The following is a 23,615-nucleotide window of genomic DNA, read 5'->3' on the forward strand; positions in this document are numbered from 1 at the left end:
CGGCGTCGCCCTCGTGCCTTGTGCATCGCCGGCGCCTTCACCGGCGTCGCCTCCAGGCCGTGCGCGGAATGCCGACGCGGGCCAGGCTGGCACGGGTGTGCGCGTGCGTCACCGCCACCGCCAGCGCATCGGCGGCATCGGCCTGCAGCGGCCCCTTGAGGCCGAGCAGCACGCCGATCATGTGCTGTACCTGGGTCTTGTCCCCGCGACCGCTGCCGACCACGGACTGCTTCACTTCGGTTGCTGCGTATTCGTGCACCACGATCCCCTGGCTGACCACCGCGCAAATGGCGGCGCCGCGCGCCTGTCCAAGCTTCAATGCCGAATCCGGGTTGCGCGCCATGAACACGCGCTCGATCCCGCACTCGGTCGGCTGGTGGGTCGCGATGATGTCACACAGTTCGTCAAAGATACGTTTCAGGCGCAACGGGAAGGTGGCCTCGCCGGCCACCGCCAGCGCGCCGTGGAAGACGTGGCTGAGCTTGCCCGCGTCGTCCACGTCGATGATGCCCACGCCGGTGCGTTGGCTGCCGGGATCGATGCCGATGATGCGAGTCATCACGAGGCGATGCGAAGGCGCGCGGCCTTCGACTTATTCGGCAGTCCCGGCGGGCAGCAAGGCGTTGTGCGACACCTCGCTCACGTCGTCCAGCGCGTCGAGCTTCTCGAGCAGGTCGAGCAGCTGTTCCAGCGCTTCCTCCGGCACCTCGACGCGGTTGTTCGGGCGCATCATCACGCCGGCGTGCTGGGCGCTCAGCCCGGCAGCGATCAGCCCTTGCTGCACTGCCTCGAAGCTCTCCGGCGTGCACAGCACGATACTTTCGCCGTGTTCGTTGAGCACGTCGTCGGCGCCGGCTTCCAGCGCCGCTTCCAGCACCTTTTCCTCGGCTGCCGCGTCGCCGCCGGTGGCGAACACCAGTTCGCCGCAACGGGTGAACTGGAACGCCACCGAACCGGAGGTGCCGAGATTGCCGCCATGCTTGGTCAGCACATAGCGCACGTCAGCCACGGTGCGGGTGGGGTTGTCGGTGAAGCTTTCGATGATCAGGGCGATGCCGGCCGGACCGTAGCCTTCGTAGCGCAGCTCCTGCATGTCGGCGCCGCCATCGGCGCCGGAGCCGCGCTTGATCGCGCGCTCGATGGTGTCCTTGGTCATGTTCGCCGACAAGGCCTTGTCGATCGCCGCACGCAGGCGCGGATTACCACCAGGGTCGGCGACGCCGGAACGCGTGGCGACGGTGATCTCGCGGATCAGCTTGGTGAACACCTTGGCGCGCTTGGCGTCTTCGGCGTTCTTGCGACCTTCGATGGACGGGCCTCTACCCATGACGATTCCTGCACGAAGCGATTGGACAAGCGGTCAATTTTACCTGAATTCGCCCTGCGTGCCGGTTGCGCCGCCCCGCCGTACCGCGACATGACGCCTCAGGGCGCTGCCGGCGGAAACCGGCCGTGATGCAGGAATTCCGCCACCAGCCGCGCCACCTCCTGCGAGAACAGCAGCCCGGTGTGGTTCGCCTCGACCACGCGGTGCGCGGTTACCCCTGCCAGGCGGGTTTCCTCCACTGCCACCGTGCCGTCGTGCGCGCCGGCGAAATGGCCGAGCATGGCGCCCAGGCCGAGCGGCAGGCGTCCGGCGACCACGCCGACCTCGCGCGGCCCGTCCCAGCGCTCGAAGCCCTGCTCCAGCAGCTCACGGTTGTGCCCCAGCAGCACTTCGCCGCCGCGCCCCCAGGCGGCGAAACCCCGCGCCGCAGCGCTGCCCTTCAGCGGCGAACCCAGGCAGACGATGCGGCCCGGCGGCGGACTGCCGTCGAGGCAGGCGCGCAGGGCCAGCAGGCCGCCCAGGCTGTGGCCAACCAGGTGTACCGCGTCGGCCTCTCCCGCCAGCGCGGCCATGCGCGCCTGCAACCGTTCCAGGATGCGCTGCTGGGTAGCCGCCACGCTCAGGTAATCGAAGCGGTGCACGCGGAACCCCGACTCGATCAGCCGCCGGTGCAGCATGGACAGCGCGAAACCGCGCATCCACAGGCCGTGCAGCAGGATCACGTGATCGGTCATGGGGCGAAAGCCGGGAATCGGGATGAGTGAATGGGAAATCGCAAAAGCTGGTGAAGTGGCAAGCTCACGGGCGAACGCCTTGAACCCTTCCCTATTCCCTGCTCCCTATTCCTTCACGACCACGTGCAGCTCCTTCAGTTGCGCGTCGCTCACCGGCGACGGCGCGTCGGTCATCAGGTCCTGCGCGCTGGTGGTCTTGGGGAACGCGATCACGTCGCGGATCGACTCGGTGCCGGCCAGCAGCGCCGCGATGCGATCGATGCCGAACGCCAGGCCACCATGCGGCGGCGCGCCGAATTTCAGCGCCTTCAGCAGGAAGCCGAACTTCATCTCGGCCTCCTCCGCGCCGATGCCGAGCAGCTCGAACACCGTGCTCTGCATCTCCGGCCGATGGATGCGGATCGAGCCGCCGCCGATCTCGTTGCCGTTCAACACCATGTCGTAGCCGCGGCTCACCGCATTGTGCGGATCGGCGCGCAGCTGGGCGGCGTCGTCCACCTTCGGTGCGGTGAACGGGTGATGCAAGGCCACGAAGCGCTGCTCTTCCGCGTCGTACTCGAACATCGGGAAGTCGGTGACCCACAGCGGCTTCCAGCTGTCCTCGACCAGGCCGCGATCCTTGCCGACCTTCAGCCGCAGCGCGCCCATGAAGTCGGTGACGGTCTTCCAGTTGCCGGCGCCGAAGAACACGATGTCGCCGCTCTGCGCACCAGTGGCCTTGAGCACGCCATCCAGCGCCGCATCGTCGAGAAACTTCGCCACCGGCGAGTTGATGCCGTCACGGCCCTTGGCCAGATCCTCGACCTTGAGCCAGGCCAGGCCCTTCGCGCCGTAGCGCGAGGCGTACTCAGCCAAGCCGTCGATGTCCTTGCGCGACAGCGTGCTGCCGCCGGGTACGCGCAGCGCGGCGACGCGGCCGTCCGCATCGTTGGCCGGTTCGGCGAACACCTTGAACTCGATGTGCTTCAGTGCGTCGGCCACGTCGACCAGTTCCAGCGCGATGCGCAGGTCCGGCTTGTCCGAGCCGAAGCGACGCATCGCCTCGGCCCAGGTCATGCGCGGGAACGTGGCAGCCAGCTCAACGCCCTGTACCTCGCGAAACACGTGGCGGATCAGCTCCTCCACGAAATCCTGCACGTCCCGTTCCTCGACGAAGGCGAACTCCAGGTCGAGCTGGGTGAACTCCGGCTGGCGGTCGGCGCGCAGGTCCTCGTCGCGGAAGCAGCGGGCGATCTGGTAGTAGCGGTCGAAGCCGGCCACCATCAGGATCTGCTTGAACAGCTGCGGCGACTGCGGCAGCGCGTAGAACTGGCCCGGATGCACGCGGCTGGGCACCAGGTAGTCTCGTGCGCCCTCGGGCGTGGCCTTGGTCAGGATCGGCGTCTCCACATCCTGGAAACCGCGCTCGTCCAGATAGCGGCGCAGCACCTGTACCAGCTTGATGCGCTTGCGCATCATCGCCTGCATCTCGGGGCGGCGCAGGTCGAGGTAGCGGTAGGTCATCCGCATGTCCTCGTTCGGGTTCTCGTGCAGCGCGAACGGCAGGTCCTTCGCGGCGTTGAGCACCTCGACCGTATCGGCCAGCAGCTCGACCGTGCCGGTCTTCAGCTTGTCGTTGACCGACACCCGCGGGCGGATCGTGCCGGTGACGCGCAGGCAGTATTCGTTGCCGATCTCGCCGGCGACCGCAAATGCGGCGGCGTTGTCGCGCTCGATCACCAGCTGGGCCAGCCCCTCGTGGTCGCGCAGGTCGACGAACGCCACGTGCGCCTGCAGGCGGATCTTGTTGACCCAGCCGCACAGGGTGACGGTCTGGCCGATCAGCGCCTCGTCGATGAGGCCGCAGTAATGCGTGCGCATGCGTTGGAACTCCGGCGTCGCCGCGGCGACTTCAGGCAAGGGAAAAGACCGCGAAGTCTACCACTGCCGCGTGTCGCGGCGGGCCGCGCTACCAGCGCCGGTCGACCAGGAACTGGCCGCGGCAGCCGTGCGCCACCCACACCCCGGCGCGGTTCCAGCCCCAGCTGTAGCCCTCGGTGCAGTTCGCGTCGGAGAGCTGCCGGCCCAGCCGCACGCGGCCGTTGCGACCCACGTCGACCTGGCATAGCTGGTACTTCTTCTGGTTGCTGTCGCATTGCAGGCTGATCCGGCGATCCCAGCCGGGGCCGGGCCGCCAGCCGCGGTCGTCGCCGCGGTCGTCGTAACGATCGTCCCGGCGATCGCCCCAGGCGTCGTCGTCGCGATCGCCGGGACGGCCGTCGTAACGGCCGCGATCACGGTCGCCGTAGGCGTAGCCATCGCGGTCGGCCGGACCAAACAGGCCGCGGCAGCCGCGATCGACCCACAGCGTGCCCTGGTCCATGCCCCAGCTCTCGCCGCGGATGCAGGCGCCCTTCGACTCCTGCTTGTACAGCTCGACATACCGCCACGGCACCGCGCAGCGAGCGTAGTGGCCGTCGCTGCTCACGCAGCGTACCGGCGCGTCCGACTGCGCCTGCACCGGCGAGGCCACTCCCAGCAGGCCGCCCGCCAGTCCCGCCACGATGACCCCGACCATCCATCCGCCGATTGTGCGCATCTCCTCGCCTCCTCCACCCATGCCGACCCCGGCGCCTCGCCGTGGCCTTTCGGAATCAGCATAGCCTGCGCCGGAATACGGCAACCGGCCGGGCGTTCCACCGGTTCAGCTGGCGCTGCTTCCGGAGTCACCGGAGGCCGGCGCCGGGGCCGCCGCGGGGGCAGCCGCCGTGCCGGACTGGCCGGCGTCGCCAGCCAGGTTGTGCTTCTTCTCGCCGTTCTTCTTGAAGTCGGTCTCGTACCAGCCGCTGCCGGCGAGTCGGAACGACGGCGCGCTGACCATCCGCCGCAGGTGCGGCGCATCGCAGGCGGGACAGACGGTGGGATCGGTATCGGACAACTTCTGCAGGCGGTCGAAGCGATGGCCGCAATGGCTGCATTCGAATTCGTAGATGGGCATGGAGACTCCGGGCACGCCGGCCATCGCGGGGCCGGCAACAGGCCATTATCGGCGTGCGCGGCCGGATTTCAACGTCCCGGTTGGGTCATGGCGACGCCTGGATCTCAGTAGTAGCCTGCAAGCGAGGAGCAGTGCAGGAGCCAGGCCGCCATCAGCTGCCTGCCGAGCGGGATGGACGCGTCAACAAGCGTATGGACGTCTATACGTCTATTGACGACCAATGCGATATGCCACTAACCTGCGGATGTTGCGCCGCAGCACCCCATTATCTGGAGAGTCCCCATGAGCAAACGTCCCGACCCGATCGTTTCGGTATGGCTTCCTGCCGCGGTGCTGCTGGCGCTGGCCGGCAACGTCGCCGCACAGGAAGCCACCACGCCACCGCCGGCCAAGGCCAAGGAGCTCAGCGCGGTGATCGTCACCGGAACCCGTGCCGGCAACCGGACGGAAAGCAGCTCGCTGACCCCGATTGACGTGGTTTCGGCCAAGGTGCTGCAGCAGACCGGCACCAACGACCTGCCCACCGCACTGGCGCGCATCATCCCCTCGCTGAATTTCCCGCGCCCCGCCGCCGCCGACACGGCGGACACGCAGCGCCCGGCGCAATTGCGCGGGCTGTCGCCGGATCAGGTGCTGGTACTGGTGAACGGCAAGCGCTGGCATCCCGGCGCGATCCTGTTGAACAACGGCGTGATCGGCCGGGGTTCGCAATCGGTGGATCTCAATACCATCCCGATGTCGGCGATCGACCATATCGAGGTCCTGCGTGACGGCGCCTCGGCGCAGTACGGCTCCGACGCCATCGCCGGCGTCATCAACGTGATCCTGAAGAAGGGCGCGAAGGGCGGCGACGTCGAGCTCAGCGGCGGCCAGTACTCCGCGGGCGATGGCCGGCAGTGGCAGGGTTCGGCCAACTTCGGCATCCCCCTGAACAACGACAAGGGCTGGCTGCGCTTCACCGTGCAAAGCGGCAACCAGGACCACACCAATCGCGCCCAACCGGACCAACGCCCCGGCTTCCCCGGTCTTGGCGTGAACTTCCGCCAGGGCGACCCCTCGGTGCATGACACCAACCTGCTGCTCAACGCGCAGTACGACATCACGCCGAATGTGCAGTTCTACGCGTTCGGCCACTATGGCCGCCGCCAGAGCACATCGCCGGCATTCTTCCGCTACGGCACCAATTCGCCGAAGCCGAACAATCCACTGATAGGTCTGGTCTATCCCGACGGCTTCCTGCCGCTTGAGCACGCCGACTCCACTGACCAGTCCCTCGTTGCAGGCCTGCGCGGCGAGGTCAGCGGCTGGCGCTGGGACCTCAGCGGCAACTTCGGTCGCAACCGGGTCTCCTACGAGACGCGGCACAGCCTCAACTATGCCTACCTGCACGACTTCGGCAGCACGCCGAGCGTGTTCAGCGACGGCATCCTCAGCGCCAAGCAGCAAAGCCTCGACCTCGACATCGCCAAGGATGTCGCCGTCGGCTGGCTGCCCAACCCCGTCACCGTGGCATTCGGCGCGCAATACCTGCGCCAGACTTACGGTATCCAGGCCGGCTCGCTGCCGTCCTGGTACGTCGGCACGTCCGGCGTCTCGGGTGGCGCGCAGGGGTTTGCCGGCTGGCAACCGTCCAACGCGATTGATGCCTCGCGCCAGGACGTGGCCGAATACCTCGATCTGGAAACCAACCTGACCGACAAACTCGGCGTCGCCGCGGCGGTGCGGCACGAGCACTACAACGATTTCGGCAACACCACCTCGGGATCACTGGCCGCCCGCTTCGACTTCACCGACACCTTCGCCATCCGCGGCAGCGCCTCGACCGGCTTCCGGGCGCCATCCCTGGGTCAGGAATATTTTTCGCAGACATCCTCGCTGTTCTTCGCCAACGGCAACTCGGCCGGCCTGCCTGCAGGCATCTACAACGCGGGACTGGTGCCCGTCGGCAGCCAGATCGCGCAACTGCTCGGCTCCGAAGCGCTGAAGCCGGAGAAGTCGAGGAACTTCACCCTGGGCACGGTCTGGAATCCCACTGATGCGCTGACCCTCAGCGTGGACCTCTACCAGATCAGGATCCAGAACCGCATCGCCCTGTCCGGCGCGATCTCGACCACCACGCCGGCCGTGGTGAACTACCTGGCGGCCAATGGCATCGGCAACCTCAACTTCCGCAGCATCAATTACTTCACCAATGCGGCGGACACGCGCACGCGCGGCATCGATATCGTGGGCACCTATCTGGCCGACCTCGGCAGTGCGGGCACCCTCGCCACCACGCTGAGCGCCAACTACAACCAGAACATCGTCACGGACGTAAAACCGAACCCGGCGGTGCTGAACAACCTCGGCGTCAATTTCGTTCGCCTGAACCGCCAGGACATCAAGGGCTACCTGGCCAATTCGACTCCGCGCAGCAAGCTCATCCTCAGCGAGCAGTACAACGTCGGGAACTGGGGAGTGACGGGCACGCTGACCCGCTATGGCCGTTACACGAATTACGTCAGCAGCCTGGCCAGCTACAACGTCGCAACCGGCGTCGTCGACCAGACCTTCACGCCCAAGTGGATCCTTGACCTGGCGGTGAACTACAAGCTGAGCGACTGGACTTTCACCGTGGGGGCGGACGACGCACTCAACGTGCATCCGGACAAGAACATTCCCAACAACACCAACAACGGCACGCTGCCGTACTCGACGTTCTCCCCGTTCGGCTACAACGGTGCCTACGTCTACGGCAAGGTGCGCTACAGCTGGCAGTAACGGGCCCGGCACCGCCCTGGCAACACGCAAAAGCCCCGGCTCGACCGTGGCTTTTGTATGTTGCCGGCCGCGAGGCCGGGGCTACGAGCAGAAGGAACAGCAGCGGCACTAGGGCAGCAAGGTGACCCGCTCGACCTCGACTGACTGCCGGAGTTGGGCGAGCGGTCAGGCCGGGACCAGCCTGACCATCCAGAGCGGGTGTCGTCCGGGGACACCCGCTGCACGGACTACCTCACGCCTTGCGGAACACCAGCTGCCCGCCCTCGGCGGCCACCCTCACCGTGTCGCCCGACTGGAAGCGGCCTTCCAGGATCTGCCTCGCCAGCGGATTCTCCAGCTGTTGCTGGATCGCCCGCTTCAGCGGCCGCGCGCCGTAGACCGGATCGAAACCGACGTTGCCGAGCAGGGTCAGCGCATCGTCGCCCACGTCCAGCTTGAGCTGACGCTCGGCCAGGCGCTTTTCCAGGTATTCGAGCTGGATCTTCGCGATGGCGCGGATCTGGCTCTTGTCCAGCGGACGGAACACCACGATCTCGTCGAGACGGTTGATGAACTCCGGGCGGAAGTGCGCCTGCACCACGCCCATGACCGAGGCCTTCATCTGGGTGTACTGCTCCTCCGCATCGCCGCCGTTTTCCGAGGCATCCTGGATCATCTGCGAGCCCAGGTTCGAAGTCATCACGATGACGGTGTTGCGGAAGTCCACGGTGCGGCCCTGGCCGTCGGTAAGGCGGCCGTCGTCCAGCACCTGCAGCAGGATGTTGAACACGTCCGGATGCGCCTTCTCCACCTCGTCCAGCAGGATCACGCTGTACGGCCGGCGGCGCACGGCTTCGGTCAGGTAGCCGCCTTCCTCGTAACCGACGTAGCCGGGAGGTGCACCGACCAGGCGCGAGACGGAATGCTTCTCCATGAACTCGCTCATGTCGATACGCACCATCGCGTCGGTGGTGTCGAACATGAACTCGGCCAGCGCCTTGCACAGCTCGGTCTTGCCCACGCCGGTGGGGCCGAGGAACAAGAACGAGCCGTTCGGCCGGTTCGGGTCAGACAAGCCGGCACGCGAGCGACGGATCGCATCGGACACCGCGTGCACCGCCTCATCCTGGCCGACCACGCGCTTGTGCAGTTCATCCTCCATGTGCAGCAGCTTGTCGCGCTCGCCCTCAAGCATCTTGCTGACCGGGATGCCGGTCCAGCGGCTGACCACCTCGGCGATTTCCTCGGCGGTGACCTTGGTCTGCACCAGCTTGAAGTCCTGCGTCTCGGCGGCCTGCGCCGCGGCGAGCTGCTTCTCCAGCGCCGGCAGCTTGCCGTACTGGAGCTCGCTCATCTTGGCGTAGTCCTGCCGGCGCTGGGCGGCCTCCAGTTCCTGGTGCGCCTGCTCGATCTGCTCCTTGACCTTGGTCGTGCCCTGCAGCGCGGCCTTCTCCGATTTCCAGATCTCATTCAAGTCGGAGAACTCGCGTTCGAGTTTCTCGATGTCGGCTTCCAGGTCGGCCAGGCGCTGCTTCGATTCGCTGTCCTTTTCCTTCTTCAGCATCTCGCGCTGGATCTTCAGCTGGATCAACCGCCGCTCCAGCCGATCGAGTTCTTCCGGCTTGGAGTCGATCTCCATGCGGATGCGCGAGGCAGCCTCGTCCATCAGGTCGATCGCCTTGTCCGGCAGCTGGCGGTCGGCGATGTAGCGATGCGACAGCGTGGCCGCGGCGACGATCGCCGGGTCGGTGATCTCCACGCCGTGATGCACGGCGTAGCGTTCTTTCAGGCCGCGCAGGATGGCGATGGTGTCCTCGACGGAAGGCTCGCCCACGAACACTTTCTGGAAGCGCCGCTCCAGCGCGGCGTCCTTCTCGATGTACTTGCGGTATTCGTCCAGGGTGGTAGCGCCGATGCAGTGCAGCTCGCCACGGGCCAGCGCCGGCTTGAGCATGTTGCCGGCGTCCATCGAGCCCTCGCCCTTGCCGGCGCCGACCATGGTGTGCAGCTCGTCGATGAACAGGATCACCCGGCCTTCCTGCTTCGAAAGATCGCTGAGCACCGCTTTCAGGCGCTCCTCGAACTCACCGCGGAATTTCGCGCCGGCGATCAGCGCGCCCATATCCAGCGCCAGCACGCGGCGGTCACGCAGGCCCTCGGGCACTTCGCCCTTGATGATGCGCTGGGCCAGCCCCTCGACGATCGCGGTCTTGCCCACGCCGGGCTCGCCGATCAGCACCGGGTTGTTCTTGGTGCGCCGCTGCAGCACCTGGATGGTGCGGCGAATCTCCTCGTCGCGGCCGATCACCGGATCGAGCTTGTTGCGCTCGGCACGCTCGGTGAGGTCGATGCAGTATTTCTCCAGCGCCTGGCGCTGTTCCTCGGCGTTCTCACTCTGCACCTTTTCGCCGCCACGCAGCTTGTCGATGGCCGCTTCAAGATTGGCCTTGTTCGCGCCGGCCGCCTTCAGCGCCGCGCCCAGCTCACCCTTGTCGTCCAGCGCCGCCAGCACGAACAGTTCGCTGGCGATGAACTGGTCGCCGCGCTGCTGCGCCAGCTTGTCGGTGAGGTTGAGCAGGCGGTTGAGGTCGTTGCCCAGGTTGATATTCCCTTCCTGTCCGCTGACCTTCGGCAAGCGCTCCAGCAGGTCGTTGACGCGCTGGGTCAGCAGCGGCACGTTGACCTGGGCCTGGGTCAGCAGCGGCGCGGTCGAGCCGCCCTGCTGGCCGAGCAGCGCGGCCATCACGTGTGCCGGTTCGAGCATGTTGTGGTCGCGGCCCACGGCCAGCGACTGCGCGTCAGCCAGCGCCTGCTGGAAACGCGAGGTGAGCTTGTCCATCCGCATCGCAATGATCCCCGCAAGAGATGAATGGTTCTGGCGGGCCACGCCGCCACTGCCCGCTTAAATGCGGACTGTGGCAGGTGATTCAAGCAAGCGGCGTGAAAGGCCGGGCCGGTCGGGGCAGCAACGGAAAATCAGGCGTGGTCCAGCCACACCAGGCTGGCGAAGCGGCCGCTGCGGGCGCCGTCGCGTCGGTAGGAATAGAAGCGCGGATCGGCCAGCGTGTCGAAACCGCCGCCATGGATACGCTGAATGCCGGCAGCCTGCAGCCGGCGCCGCGCCAGGGCGGCGAGGTCACACAGCCAGTGTCCGGCACGGGTGGCCACGAAGCAGTCCGCGGCACCGGCATCGGCTGCCACGAAGGCGCTGCGCACCTCCTCACCCACCTCGTAGGAAGCCGCGCCGATGCACGGCCCCAGCCATGCCAGCAGGCGCGCCGGCGGAGTTTGCAGCTGGGTCAGCGTGGCCTCCAGTACGCCGGCGGCCAGCCCGCGCCAGCCCGCGTGGGCCGCGCCGATCTCGCTGCCGTCGTCGGCACAGAACAGCACCGGCAGGCAGTCGGCGGTGAGAATGGCCAGCACCGTGCCGGGAATGTGCGACACCACCGCATCCGCCTGCGGCTCGTCCGCGCTGGGCAGCGGCCCCAGTTCGGCCACGCCGGTGCCATGCACCTGGCGCAGCCAGCGCGGTACCGACGGCAGCCGCAACGCCTGCTGCAGCGCGCTGCGGTTGGACTGCACCACGTCGACGTCGTCGCCGCTGCGCAGGCCGAGGTTGAAACGATCGAACGGCTGCGCCGAGATGCCCGGCCCCTGCCGCGTGGTGATCGCCGCGTGGACCCGGGCCGGGGCCGGCCAGTCGGGAAAGATCCAGGTATCGGTCATTTTCTCGGGATTCGGGATTCGGGATTGGGGATTGGGGATTCGGAAAGCATCGCACAAGCACCGGCGGCGTTCCTTGGCGCCTGCCCTCAGTAGTGATCCGAACCGTGTTCAGCCAGATCCGCGCGCAACGCCTCGATCAGCGCCTGCTGGTCGGCCGGCCGCTGCGCTTCGAACGACAGCGCCTCGCCGGTGGCCGGGTGGATGAACGACAGCTTTTCGGCGTGCAGCGCCTGCCGGCGGAAACCACGCAGGGTGGCAGCCAGTTCCGCGGTGGCGCCCTTGGGCAGCTTCAGGCCACCGCCGTACAACGGGTCGCCCACCAGCGGGTGGCCGATATGGGTCAGGTGCACGCGGATCTGGTGGGTGCGACCGGTCTCCAGCTGGCACTGCAGCAGGCTGTGCGCCCGGAAACGCTCGCGCAGGCGGTAATGGGTCACCGCGCGCTTGCCGTCTTCCTCGTCGCGCACCGCCTGGCGCAGGCGGTCGCCCATGCTGCGGCCGATCGGCGCATCCACCGTGCCGCCGGCCACCAGCGTGCCCAGCACCACCGCCTCGTACTGGCGCTCCACTTCGTGGCGCGACAGCAGGTCGACCAGCGCGGTGTACGTCGGCAGCGTCCGCGCCACCACCATCAGGCCGGAGGTGTCCTTGTCCAGCCGGTGCACGATGCCGGCCCGCGGCAGCTCGGCCAGCTTCGGGTCGTGGTGCAGCAGCGCGTTCAGCAGGGTGCCGGCCGGGTTGCCGGCGCCGGGGTGGACGACCAGCCCGGCCGGCTTGTTCAGCACCAGCAGGTGCGCGTCCTCGTGCACCACGTTCAGCGCGATGTCCTCCGGCGCGCTGGACACCTCGTTTTCCAGCTCGACCTGCAGGCAGACCTGCTCGCCGCCCCGCAGCAGCTGCCGCGGCGGCGCCTGCACGCCGTCCAGGGTCACCGCGCCGGACTTGATCCAGCCGCTGAGCCGCGAACGCGAATAATCGGGGAACATCTCGGCCAGCGCCTGGTCGAACCTGCGTCCCGCCGCGGCCCGCGGCACCTCCGCCTCGTGCCGGATCGTGGTCATGCCGGCCTCCGCGGGCGGTGGCCGGTTTCGGCTATCATGCCTTTTCGCTCAAACATCCGAATTCTTTCCTTATGCGCCCAACAATCGACTCGCCCAAGCTGCCGATGCCCAAATTGCCCGTTCTGAAAGTGCTTGTGGTGCTGGCGCTCGTCACGTCGATGAGCGCATGTTCGATGTTCAAGTCGAAAAAGGACACCATCGACACGATGCCGCTGGTCGCGCTGTATGACAACGCGCACGACTCGCTGCAAAACGCCGACTATGCGGCCGCCAGCAAGGCCTACCAGCGCCTGATCGCGCGTTTCCCGTCGGGCGAATACAACGAGCAGGCCCAACTCGAGCTGGCCTATGCACAGTACAAGGACAACCAGCCGGATGATGCCTTGTCGACCGTGAACCGCTTCATCAAGACCTATCCGACCAACAAGCATGTCGATTATGCCTATTACCTGCGCGGCCTGATCAATTTTGATCGCACCAGCGGCGTGATCGAGCGCTACATCAACCGCGAAGGCTCGCAGGCGCGCCGCGACCAGGGCTACAACCTGCAGTCGTTCGACGACTTCTCCGAGCTGTCGCGCCGCTTCCCGGACAGCGCCTACACCGCCGACGCGCGCCAGCGCATGATCTACCTGCGCAACATCCTGGCCCAGTACGAGATCAACGTGGCCGAGTTCTACCTGCGCAACAAGGCCTATGTCGCTGCCGCCGACCGCGCGCAGTACGTGATCGAGCACTACCAGCAGGCTCCGCAGACCGGCGACGCGCTGGCCATCCTCACCCGCAGCTACCTGGCGCTTGACCAGAAGACCCTGGCCGACCAGAGCCGCCAGGTGCTGGCGCTGAACTACCCGAACCACCCGTACCTGAGCGATGCCAGGTGGCCGCATGCGCCGTCCACGCTGCGCAAGATGGTGCCGTTCTCGGGGCACCACTGAGCCCACGCGTCGCATGACGGAAAAGGCCGGCGAGTGATCGTCGGCCTTTTCTGTGGCGACTCAACGCCAGCCGGAAGTGATGGGATAGCGTCTTTCGCGGCCGAATGCGCGGGTGGTCACGCGCGGCCCCGGCGCCGACTGCCGGCGCTTGAACTCGTTCAGCAGCACCAGCCGCACCACGCGGCGCACCACGTCGGCAGGGAAACCCTGCGCCACGATCTCCGCCTGCGACTGCTCACGCTCGATGAAGCGTTCGAGGATCGCGTCCAGCTCGTCATACGGCGGCAGCGAATCCTGATCGGTCTGGTTGTCGCGCAGTTCGGCCGAAGGCGGGCGGTCGATCACCGCCGGCGGAATCGGTTCGGCTTCGCCGGCACGCACTGCCTGTGCATTGCGCCAGCGCGCCAGCTGGTACACCACGGTCTTGTAGACATCCTTCAGCGGCGCATAGGCGCCGCACATGTCGCCGTACAGCGTGCAATAGCCGACCGCCATCTCGCTCTTGTTGCCGGTCGCCAGCAGCAGCCGGCCATGCTTGTTGGACAGTGCCATCAGCATCGTGCCGCGGGTGCGCGACTGCAGGTTTTCCTCGGTGGTGTCGGCTGCCTTGCCGGCGAACGTCGGGGTCAGCGCCGCCACGAACGACTGGCAGGTCGGCTCGATGTCGATCACGTGGTAATCCACGCCCAGCCGTTCCGCCTGGGCGCGCGCGCCGTCCAGCGACAACTGCGAGGTGTAGCGGGTGGGCATCATCACCGCGGTGACCCGCTGCGCGCCCAGCGCATCGACCGCCAGCGCCAGCGTCAGCGCAGAGTCGATGCCGCCGGACAGGCCCAGCAGCACGCCGCCGAAGCCGTTCTTGTCGATGTAGTCGCGGGTGCCGCGCACCAGCGCGGCGTACAGCGTCGCCTCCAGCGAGGCGTCGGCGGCGACCGGCCAGTCCTGCGCCGACAAGCTGTGCGTGGCCGGATCGAACTCGGCCCACAGCAGCGCATCGACGAAGGCCGGCGCACGCGCGGCGATCGCGCCATCGCCGTTCACCAGCAGCGAGCCGCCGTCGTAGACCACCTCGTCCTGCCCGCCGACCAGGTTGAGGTAGGCGAGCGCGCAGCCGGTTTCGCGCGCCCGTGCCTGCAGCACGGTCTCGCGCTCGGCCTGTTTCGCGCCGTCCCACGGCGAGGCGTTGATCACCAGCAGCAGTTCCGCGCCCGCGGCCGCGGCCTGCGCGGCGGGCTCCGGCTGCCACACGTCCTCACAGATCAGAAACCCCACCCGCACCCCGTCGACCACCGCGGTGGTCGACTCGTGGCCAGGGCGGAAATAGCGCTTGTCGTCGAAGACGCCATAGTTCGGCAACACCTGCTTGTGCGCGGTGCAGTCCACCCGGCCGTCGCGCAGCAGGCTGGCCGCGTTGAACACCTCGCCCTCGCTGTGCGGATGGCCGAGCAGGGCCGCGACACCGTCGGTCGCCGCCGCCAGCGCGGCCAGTTCGCTGTCACAGGCGGCCAGGAAGCTCGGCCGCAGCAGCAGGTCTTCCGGCGGGTAGCCGGACAGGGTCAGCTCGGGAAACGCCACCAGTGCGGCGCCGCCGGCGCGCGCCTGCGCGATCAGCTCGCGGGCTTTCGCGGCATTCGCCGCCACCGCACCGACCGGAAAATCGAATTGGGCCAGCGCCATGCGCAGCTTTGCCATGAACTTCCTGCTCCGGAAACGACGAAGGCCGCGACGAATCGCGGCCTTCGTATTTTAGAGCACTACCGGGCTGACTTACTTCATCAGCTTGGCGAGCGTCTTGCCCAGGTCGGCCGGCGACTTCACCGTGGTGACACCGGCCTTCTCCAGCGCGGCGAACTTCGCCGCGGCGGTGCCCTTGCCGCCGGAGATGATCGCACCGGCGTGGCCCATGCGCTTGCCGGCCGGCGCCGAGGCGCCGGCGATGAACGACACCACCGGCTTCTTGACGTATTCGCCGATGAACTCGGCGGCGTCTTCCTCGGCGCTGCCGCCGATCTCGCCGACCATGATGATGCCCTCGGTCTGCGGGTCGTCCTGGAACAACTTCAGGCAGTCGATGAAGTTCAGGCCGTTGATCGGGTCGCCGCCGATGCCGATCACCGTGCTCTGGCCGAGGCCTTCGTTGGTGGTCTGGAACACTGCTTCATAGGTCAGCGTGCCGGAGCGCGAGACCACGCCGACCCTGCCCTTCTGGTGGATGTGACCGGGCATGATGCCGATCTTGCATTCGCCGGGGGTGATGATGCCGGGGCAGTTCGGCCCGATCAGCACGATTTCCGGATGCTGCTGCAGCACGTTCTTCACGCGCAGCATGTCCAGCACCGGGATGCCTTCAGTGATCGCCACGATGGTCTTGATGCCGGCGTCGATCGCTTCAAGGATCGAGTCGGCCGCGAACGGCGGCGGCACGAAGATGACGGAGGCGTCGGCACCGGTTTCCAGCACCGCTTCATCGACCGAGTTGAACACGGGCAGGCCGATATGCTCGGAGCCGCCCTTGCCCGGGGTCACGCCGCCGACGATCTGGGTGCCGTAGTCGAGGCACTGTTGTGCGTGGAAGGTGCCCTGCTGGCCGGTGAAACCCTGCACCAGCACCTTGGTGTTCTTGTTGACGAGTACGCTCATGTTTCGATTGCTCCTCAGGCCTTGGCCGCAGCCACGGCTTTCTGCGCCGCGTCGTTGAGATCATCCGCCGGCGTGATCGCCAGGCCGGAGTTGGCCAGCAGTTCGCGGCCCTGATCGACATTGGTGCCCTGCAGGCGCACCACCACGGGGATCTTCAGGCCCACTTCCTTGACCGCGGCGATGATGCCCTCGGCGATCATGTCGCAGCGGACGATGCCGCCGAAGATGTTGACCAGGATGCAGTTGACCTTGTCCGAGGAGGTGATCAGCTTGAACGCCTCGGTCACCCGCTCCTTGGTGGCGCCACCGCCCACGTCGAGGAAGTTGGCCGGCTCGCCGCCCGCCAGCTTGATCACGTCCATGGTGGCCATGGCCAGGCCGGCGCCGTTGACCATGCAGCCGATGTTGCCGTCCATCGTCACGTAGTTGAGGTTGCTCTGCTGCGCGGCGGCTTCGGCGGCGTCTTCCTGGGTCAGGTCGCGCATCGCGGCCAGGTTCGGGTGACGGTATTCGGCGTTGTCGTCGGAGTTGACCTTGCCATCCAGTGCGGCGAGGTTGCCGTCTTCCAGCACGGCCAGCGGGTTCAGCTCGACCAGGGCCAGGTCCTGCTCGTTGAACAGCTTGTACAGGCCCAGCATGATCTTGGTCAGCTGGTTGACCTGCTTGTTGTTGAGGTCCATCGCGAAGCCGAGCTGGCGGCACTGGTACGGCTGCAGGCCTTCGATGAAGTCGACCACGATGGTGTGGATGTCTTCGGGCGTTTCCTTCGCCACCTGCTCAATGTCCACGCCGCCGTGCTTGGAGGCAATGAAGGAAACCGCCTTCGAATCGCGGTCGACCAGGATCGACAGGTACAGCTCGCGGGCAATGTTGGTGGCGTCGGTCACCAGCACCAGATTCACCGGCAGCGCGCGGCCGGCCGACTGGTAGGTTTCCATGTTGGTGCCCAGCATGCCCTTGGCGGCGGCGCGCACGTCGTCGAAGCTGCGGCAGAACTTGACGCCGCCGGACTTGCCGCGGCCGCCGGCATGGATCTGCGCCTTGACCATCCACTGGGAACCGCCGAGCGCCTTGGCGGCATCGACGGCGGCGTCGGGGGAGTTGGCGACCTTGCCCGGCGGCACGGCGATGCCGTACTGCGCGAACAGTTCTTTGGCCTGGTATTCGTGGAAATTCATTCGATACCTCGAGCGAACGGAGAAACGATGGCGGCCGCACGCGGAACATCGGCGTGGGTCAGGACGGTCGGACGGCGGATGGACGCGCTGCCGGGATGCAGTGCGCCTGCCGGATGGAACCGGCCAAACCGCGCAACATGGCCGCCTATTTTCGCGGAAGCGGGCGCCGATGGAAAGGGCCGCCTGTCCGGAGCGCCCGCGCAGGCCGTTTCCACGCGCTTTCCGGCATCGTCACGGCGCCAATCAGCCCGTCTATACTCGCCCCGACCCCCGGAAACGCGCTGACCCATCCCGCACAGGCCGCATGATGTCCAGCACAGCACCCTTGAACGCCCAGCGCGCCGCGGGCACGGCGACGATCCGCCACGAGCTGACGTTCCTCAACGTGTTCCGGCTGGTGCAGGCGCTGGTCTACGTCGGCCTGGCGTTCAGCCCGCCGGGTCTGGGCTGGCCCAAACTGGCCACGCCCGATTTCGCCCGCACCGTGGCCATGCTGTACCTGGTGTTCGCCCTGGGCGCCCTGCTGTTCAACCGGCGCAGCATGCCGTACGCGCGCACGGTGGTGGCAACCACCCTGGCGGTGGACATCGCCGCCGCCCTGCTGGCAATCGCCGCGATACACGATGCACGCATCGGCATTGCCATGATGCTGGCGGTGAACCTCAGCGCCGGCGCGCTGATCCTGCCGCTGCGGCTGTCCAGCTTCTTCGCCTCGCTGGCCACGCTGGGCATGCTCGGGCACACCCTGTTCGGCACCACCGGCAGCCCCGGCGACCGCGACCTGCTCGAGGCCGCGCTGTTCGGCCTGGCCTACTTCGCCACCACCACGCTGTGCCATGTGCTGGGCCGGCAGTTGCGCGCCACCGAGGCGCTGGCCGAGCAGCGCAGCACCGACCTGGCCAACCTGGCCCAGGTCAACGAGCTGATCATCCGCCGCATGAAGACCGGCGTGCTGCTGGTCGACGATGCCAACCGCATCCACCAGATCAACGAGTCGGCCTGGATGCTGATGGGCAACCCCGGCGCCGACCAGCGCGACCTCGGCCAGCTGGCGCCGGAACTGTCGCGCCGGCTGTACCACTGGATGACCTCGGGCAAGCTCGACGAGACCGCCACCCAGCTCGCCGACGGCGTGCCCGAGGTGGTGCCGCGCTTCACCAGGCTGGCACCGAACGACGACTCGCACGTGCTGATCTTCCTCGACGACACCTCGCTGCTGTCGCGTCGCGCGGAGGAGCTCACGCTGACCTCGCTGGGCCGGCTGTCGGCCTCGATCGCGCACGAGATCCGCAACCCGCTGGCGGCGATCCGCTATTCGGCGCAGCTGCTGGCCGAGTCGACCAGCATGGACAGCACCGACCAGCGCATGGTCGAGATCATCAACAACCACTGCATCCGGCTCAACGAGATCATCGAGAACATCCTGCAGCTGTCGCGGCGCGAACGCTCGCGGCCGGAAACGCTGGACCTGGGTCACTGGGCGCAGGCCTTCGTCGAGGAGTATTGCCAGGGCAACGACCTCGGCGCCGATTCGCTGCGCGCGATCGCCAACGGCAGCACCCCGGTGGCGGCGGTGGCCGACCCGCAGCAGTTGCAGCAGGTGGTGTGGAACCTGGTGCAGAACGCGCTGCGCTACGGCCGCCTGCCCGGCGAGCCGGCGCGGGTGATGGTGGTGACCCGGCAGGGCGAGCACGGCGTGCCGATCCTGGAAGTGATCGACCGCGGCCCCGGCATCGCGCCCAAGGTGGCCGCACAGATCTTCGAGCCGTTCTACACCACCCACGAATACGGCACCGGCCTGGGCCTGTACCTGGCCCGGCAGATGAGTGACGCCAACCAGGCGGCGCTGGAATACGTGCGCGTGGCCGGCGGCGGCAGCTGCTTCCGGCTGGTGCTGACGCCGCCGGCGCGCAGCCCGGCCGAAGCCGCCGAAACCACCCAGACCGCAGCCCGCTGAAGCCGCTCAGGTCGAACGCACGATCAGGCTGACCGGCAGACATTCCGATTTGGCCGGCTCGCCCTCGATCAGCGCCAGCACCTTGCGCGCCAGCAGCATGCCGCCTTCCTGCCAGTCCTGCCGCACCGAACTCAGTGGCGGCAGGAAGCTGGCGCCGAGCGGCATGTCGTCGTAACCCACCACCGAGACATCGGCCGGCACCGAACGCCCCAGATCCAGCGTGGCGCGGATCGCACCCATCGCCAGCAGATCGTTGCAGGCGAAGATCGCGTCGAAGCCGACCTTGCGTTCATGCAGCGAGCGCACCGCGTCCATACCCGAGTCCACCGTGAACTCGTCGCGCCGCATCAGCAGCGGCTTGATCCCGCGCAGCGCCAACGCGTCGAGGAAACCGTTGAGGCGCTCGAAGATTTCCGGGTGGCTGGGGTTGCCGATAAACACCGGACGGCGCCGGCCCAGCGCAATGAAGTGCCGCGCCACTACCGCGCCGCCGAGGCGGTTGTCGCTGCCCACCACCACGTGCGCGTCGCTGGCCGACTGCGCACCCCACACCACCATCGGCAGGCGCAGCTTGTCGAACCGGCGCACCGCGTCCTGGTGCGCGCCCTGGCCCAACAGGATCAGCCCGTCCGCGGCCTGCACTGCCGCCGCGCTAGCGCCCTGGCGGGTAGTCAGCAGCACGCTGTAGCCGGCCGCGGTCAGCTCCTGCGAGATACCACCCAGCAACACCAGCGGGTACGGGTCGAACATGGTGCGATCGGTGGACGGCTTCATCTCCACGATCACCGCCACCGTGTGGCTGCGGCGCAGGCGCAGGTTGCGCGCACTGATGTTGAGCTTGTAACCGTGTTCGCGCGCCAGCGCCTGGATCCGCTCGCGGGTTTCCGGATTAACCAGCGGGCTGTCGCCCAGCGCCCGCGAGACGGTGATCTTGGATACCCCGGCCAGTTGCGCCAGATCGGCCATGGTCGGGCCGCCTGACGCGTGTTTGCGCGTGCCCTTCTTGCTCAACGATCCGATTCCCTGTTGGTCTGGCCGATCCCGCTCCGGTACCGCGACGCTGCCGGACTGCAGCGATGGCCCGGGCCGACGCTTGCAGTGTGTCGACATTCGCCTTGCCGATGCAAGCTCGCCGCCCGCCGGCCGACAGCGCACCCGCCGGCCCTTGCCGGCAGGCTCGGCGGCGACGACACAGGCTCGCCAAGTCAAATGATATCGATATCTTGATACCGATATCATTTGATGCCAAGCTCTGCCCGGCCAGGTGGGGACGGCCCATGCGCGCAACCAGGGGAGATTTATCTTGGATCACCAGACGACGGCCGCAGCCAGCTCCAATGCCCGGATGCCCGACGCGCAGACCATGGTCGATCCGTGGCTGCTGGTTCGCCACGGCACCGACCCGGCTGGCTTTGCCCAGGATGAGAGCCTGTTCGCCCTCGCCAACGGCACGCTCGGCGTGCGCGGCAACCTGGAAGAGGCTGACAGCGCCAGCCAGGCCAGCCTGTTGTCCGGGGTGTGGGAACGCACCCCGATCGAGTACCACGAACGCTTCCCCGGCTTCGCCAGCCACACCGACACGCGCATCCCGGTCGCCGACGCCACGCCCATCCGGCTGCGCCTGGGCGACACGCCGGTGCGGCTGGACCAGGGCGAATGGCTGCAGTTCGAGCGCAACCTCGACCTGCGCCACGGCTGCTACCGCCGCCGCCTGCGCTGGCGTTCGCCACAGGGCGCCACGCTGGAGATCGAGGCCGAGCGCCTGGTCAGTCTGGCCGAGGCCGGGCTGCTGGCGATCCGTTACCGCGTGCGCTCGCTCGACTACCACGGCCCGATCACGCTGGAATCATCGATCGCCACCGGTCGCCAGGCCACCGGCCAGGGCGACGACCCGCGCATCGGCACCCGCCTCGCCGGCGGCCTCGTCAGCTGGGCCACCCAGGCGGACGAGGGCTCGGCCTGGGTCGGCCAGCAGACCCGCCACAGCGGCATCCGGCTGGCCTGCGTGCAGCACCACGTGCACGGCGCGGAACTTACCTTCCGCCACGCGCGGGAGTCCGCGGACGGCGTGAGCCAGGTCTACGCCGGCATGCTCGCGCCGGGCCAGACGGTCAGCCTGGACAAGTACGTCGCCTACGCCTTCACCGCACCCTTTGCCACGGATGCCGCCGAGACCCTGCCGGCTCGCGCCGAGGCCACCCTGGCCACCGCGGTCGCGCTCGGCTACCCGGCCCTGCTCGAACGACAGACGCAAGTGCTCGCCGGCTTCTGGGCGCAGGCCGACCTCGCCATCGCGGGCGACCCGGCGACCGAGCAGGCGCTGCGCCTCAACCTGTTCCACCTGTTCCAGTCCAGCGGCCGCGACGGCCGCAGTAGCACCGCGGCCAAGGGGCTCACCGGCGAGGGCTACGAAGGTCACTACTTCTGGGACGCCGAAGCCTTCATGCTGCCGGCGCTGGTCACCCTGGCGCCGGAACTGGCGCGCGCCATGCTGGCGTACCGCCATCGCACGCTGGGCCACGCGCGCCGGCATGCGCGCGAACTCAACCACCTGCGCGGCGCGCTGTACGCCTGGCGCACGATCAGCGGCGACGAATGCTCCGCCTACTTCCCCGGCGGCTCGGCGCAATACCACATCAACGCCGCGGTGGCGTGGGCGACCCGCCTCTACGTCGACGCCAGCGGCGACCAGGCGTTCATGCTCGAAGGCGGCGCCGAGATAATCTTCGAGACGGCGCGGATCTGGCTGCAGATCGGCCACTTCAATCCGCGCCGCGGCGGCGCGTTCTGCATCCACGAGGTCACCGGCCCGGACGAGTACACCGCGCTGGTCGACAACAACCACTACACCAACCGCATGGCGCAGCGGCACCTGCGCGACGCCGCCGCCACTGCCGAATGGATGGCGCTGAGCCATCCGGCCAAGTATGCGGCGCTGACCACCCGCATCGGCCTCGACGCCGACGAGCCGGCGCAGTGGCGGGCCGCGGCGCAGGCGATGTACCTGCCGGTGGACGCCGCGCTGGGCATCTTCCCGCAGGACGACGGCTTCCTCGACAAGCCTCGGCTCCCCGCCGAACTAGCCACTGCGACGGACCAGCGCCCGCTGCTGCTGCGCATGCACCCACTCACCATCTACCGCCACCAGGTATGCAAGCAGGCCGATGCACTGCTGGCCCTGATGCTGGCCGGCGAGCAGGTCGACGTGGCCGCCAAGCGGCGCAACTTCGACTACTACGAAGGCGTCACCGCGCACGACTCGACCCTGTCCGCCTCCACCTTCGCGGTGATCGCGGCCGAGGTGGGCCATGCCGACAAGGCATTCCATTATTTCCGCGACACCCTGCGCGTCGACCTGGACGATCTGCACGGCAACGCGGCGCACGGCCTGCACATGGCGGCGATGGCCGGCAGCTGGCTGGCGCTGACCTGGGGCTACGGCGGCCTGCGCGTACACGACGGCCTGCCCGCGCTGGCGCCGCGGCTGCCGGCGGCCTGGAAAAGCTACCGCTTCGGCCTGCGCTGGCGCGGCACGCACCTGCGCGTCGAAGTCGACGGCGACGGCGTGCGCTACACGCTCACCGAAGGCAGCGCGCTCACCTTCCTGCACGACGGCCTGCCGCAACGCCTGCGTGCCGGCCAGCCGTTGCGCCTGCCGTGCGCGGGCTTCGCCGCACCGCTGCCGCCGTTGAAGGCAGTGGTCTTCGATCTCGACGGCGTGCTTGCCGACACCGCCGTGCTGCATCGCGCGGCATGGCAGCAGCTGGCCGACGAGATCGGCGCGCCGCTCGACGAAGCCACCGCCGGACGCATGAAGGGCGTGGACCGTCGCGGTTCGCTGGACATCCTGCTGGAACAGGCGCCGCGCTGCTACAGCGAGGCGGAGAAGGAGGCGTTCGCCGCACGCAAGAACGCCCATTACGTCGAGCTGATCGAACGCCTCGGCCCGCAGGACCTGCTGCCCGGCGCGCGCGCCGCCGTGGAGTCCGTGCGTCGCGCCGGGCTGAAGACCGCGCTGGCCTCGGCCAGCCGCAACGCGCCGCAGCTGCTGGCTCGGCTGGGCATCGCCGCGCTGTTCGACTGCGTGGTCGACGCCAACCGCATCGCCCGCTCCAAGCCCGATCCGGAGATCTTCCTGGCGGCGGCGCGCGGGCTGGGCCTGAGTTCGCAGGAATGCCTCGGCGTGGAAGACGCCGCGGCGGGCATCGCCGCCCTGCACGCGGCGGGCATGACGGCGGTCGGCATCGGCCGCGCGCAGGAGCTGGACAAGGCGGATGTGCTGCTGCCGGACATTGCCGCGTTCGACATCAGCCGTTTCATCGCGTGAGCGGCCGTTCC

Annotated in this window: 17 protein-coding genes; 4 read left to right on the plus strand and 13 right to left on the minus strand. The window is 67.9% G+C overall.

Annotation, left to right across the window (positions count from 1 at the left end; translation table 11 throughout):
• Positions 1-37 precede the first annotated feature (37 nt).
• The 6 genes from ruvC to QQA13_RS12690 all read right to left on the minus strand — a co-directional run bounded on the left by ruvC (position 38) and on the right by QQA13_RS12690 (position 5,038).
• Positions 38-559, minus strand: coding sequence for a crossover junction endodeoxyribonuclease RuvC (ruvC, locus tag QQA13_RS12665; protein WP_108470895.1), 522 nt, complete (start codon positions 557-559; stop codon positions 38-40).
• Positions 560-592: 33 nt separating this feature from the next.
• On the minus strand, positions 593-1,327 hold the full coding sequence (locus QQA13_RS12670) for a YebC/PmpR family DNA-binding transcriptional regulator (protein WP_108470896.1): 735 nt from the start codon (positions 1,325-1,327) through the stop codon (positions 593-595).
• 98 nt (positions 1,328-1,425) lie between these two features.
• Complete coding sequence (locus QQA13_RS12675) at positions 1,426-2,061, minus strand: alpha/beta hydrolase (protein WP_108470897.1); 636 nt, start codon at positions 2,059-2,061, stop codon at positions 1,426-1,428.
• Positions 2,062-2,166: 105 nt separating this feature from the next.
• Positions 2,167-3,921 carry an aspartate--tRNA ligase gene (gene aspS / locus QQA13_RS12680; RefSeq protein ID WP_108470898.1) on the minus strand — a complete coding sequence of 585 codons (1,755 nt, stop codon included), beginning with the start codon at positions 3,919-3,921 and terminating at the stop codon, positions 2,167-2,169.
• Positions 3,922-4,009: 88 nt separating this feature from the next.
• Positions 4,010-4,639: a DUF3011 domain-containing protein gene (locus tag QQA13_RS12685; protein WP_108470899.1), complete on the minus strand. Its 630-nt coding sequence runs from the start codon at positions 4,637-4,639 to the stop codon at positions 4,010-4,012.
• Between the two features lie 105 nt (positions 4,640-4,744).
• Positions 4,745-5,038, minus strand: coding sequence for an FmdB family zinc ribbon protein (locus tag QQA13_RS12690; RefSeq protein WP_108470900.1), 294 nt, complete (start codon positions 5,036-5,038; stop codon positions 4,745-4,747).
• Positions 5,039-5,320: 282 nt separating this feature from the next.
• Here QQA13_RS12690 and QQA13_RS12695 point away from each other — a divergent pair, with 282 nt between their 5' ends.
• Positions 5,321-7,798, plus strand: a complete 2,478-nt coding sequence (locus QQA13_RS12695) for a TonB-dependent receptor plug domain-containing protein (protein ID WP_108470901.1) — start codon at positions 5,321-5,323, stop codon at positions 7,796-7,798.
• A gap of 232 nt (positions 7,799-8,030) precedes the next feature.
• Here QQA13_RS12695 and clpB read toward each other — a convergent pair whose 3' ends face one another.
• The 3 genes from clpB to rluD form a co-directional block, all read right to left on the minus strand.
• Positions 8,031-10,622 (minus strand): ATP-dependent chaperone ClpB, encoded by a 2,592-nt coding sequence (gene clpB / locus QQA13_RS12700; RefSeq protein ID WP_108470902.1) that lies wholly within the window; start codon positions 10,620-10,622, stop codon positions 8,031-8,033.
• A gap of 131 nt (positions 10,623-10,753) precedes the next feature.
• Positions 10,754-11,503 carry a peptidoglycan editing factor PgeF gene (gene pgeF / locus QQA13_RS12705; protein WP_108470903.1) on the minus strand — a complete coding sequence of 250 codons (750 nt, stop codon included), beginning with the start codon at positions 11,501-11,503 and terminating at the stop codon, positions 10,754-10,756.
• A gap of 86 nt (positions 11,504-11,589) precedes the next feature.
• Complete coding sequence (gene rluD, locus QQA13_RS12710) at positions 11,590-12,564, minus strand: 23S rRNA pseudouridine(1911/1915/1917) synthase RluD (RefSeq protein ID WP_108470904.1); 975 nt, start codon at positions 12,562-12,564, stop codon at positions 11,590-11,592.
• A 71-nt stretch (positions 12,565-12,635) separates the two neighbouring features.
• Between rluD and QQA13_RS12715 the strand changes: the two genes are divergently transcribed.
• A complete protein-coding gene (locus QQA13_RS12715; protein ID WP_108470905.1) occupies positions 12,636-13,502 on the plus strand; it encodes an outer membrane protein assembly factor BamD in 867 nt (288 codons plus the stop codon).
• Positions 13,503-13,562: 60 nt separating this feature from the next.
• Here the strand turns inward: QQA13_RS12715 and QQA13_RS12720 are convergent, their stop codons facing one another.
• The 3 genes from QQA13_RS12720 to sucC form a co-directional block, all read right to left on the minus strand.
• Positions 13,563-15,194, minus strand: coding sequence for an NAD+ synthase (locus tag QQA13_RS12720; RefSeq protein WP_108470906.1), 1,632 nt, complete (start codon positions 15,192-15,194; stop codon positions 13,563-13,565).
• A gap of 75 nt (positions 15,195-15,269) precedes the next feature.
• Positions 15,270-16,142, minus strand: coding sequence for a succinate--CoA ligase subunit alpha (sucD, locus tag QQA13_RS12725; protein WP_108470907.1), 873 nt, complete (start codon positions 16,140-16,142; stop codon positions 15,270-15,272).
• A 14-nt stretch (positions 16,143-16,156) separates the two neighbouring features.
• Positions 16,157-17,320: an ADP-forming succinate--CoA ligase subunit beta gene (gene sucC, locus QQA13_RS12730; RefSeq protein WP_108470908.1), complete on the minus strand. Its 1,164-nt coding sequence runs from the start codon at positions 17,318-17,320 to the stop codon at positions 16,157-16,159.
• A 307-nt stretch (positions 17,321-17,627) separates the two neighbouring features.
• Between sucC and QQA13_RS12735 the strand changes: the two genes are divergently transcribed.
• A complete protein-coding gene (locus QQA13_RS12735) occupies positions 17,628-19,277 on the plus strand; it encodes a sensor histidine kinase (RefSeq protein WP_108470974.1) in 1,650 nt (549 codons plus the stop codon).
• 6 nt (positions 19,278-19,283) lie between these two features.
• Here the strand turns inward: QQA13_RS12735 and QQA13_RS12740 are convergent, their stop codons facing one another.
• On the minus strand, positions 19,284-20,243 hold the full coding sequence (locus QQA13_RS12740) for a LacI family DNA-binding transcriptional regulator (RefSeq protein WP_286042133.1): 960 nt from the start codon (positions 20,241-20,243) through the stop codon (positions 19,284-19,286).
• Positions 20,244-20,622: 379 nt separating this feature from the next.
• Here QQA13_RS12740 and pgmB point away from each other — a divergent pair, with 379 nt between their 5' ends.
• Positions 20,623-23,604: a beta-phosphoglucomutase gene (pgmB, locus tag QQA13_RS12745; protein WP_428998028.1), complete on the plus strand. Its 2,982-nt coding sequence runs from the start codon at positions 20,623-20,625 to the stop codon at positions 23,602-23,604.
• The last annotated feature ends 11 nt before the right edge of the window (positions 23,605-23,615 follow it).

It is taken from the genome of Rhodanobacter thiooxydans (assembly GCF_030291135.1).
GTDB lineage: Bacteria > Pseudomonadota > Gammaproteobacteria > Xanthomonadales > Rhodanobacteraceae > Rhodanobacter > Rhodanobacter thiooxydans_A.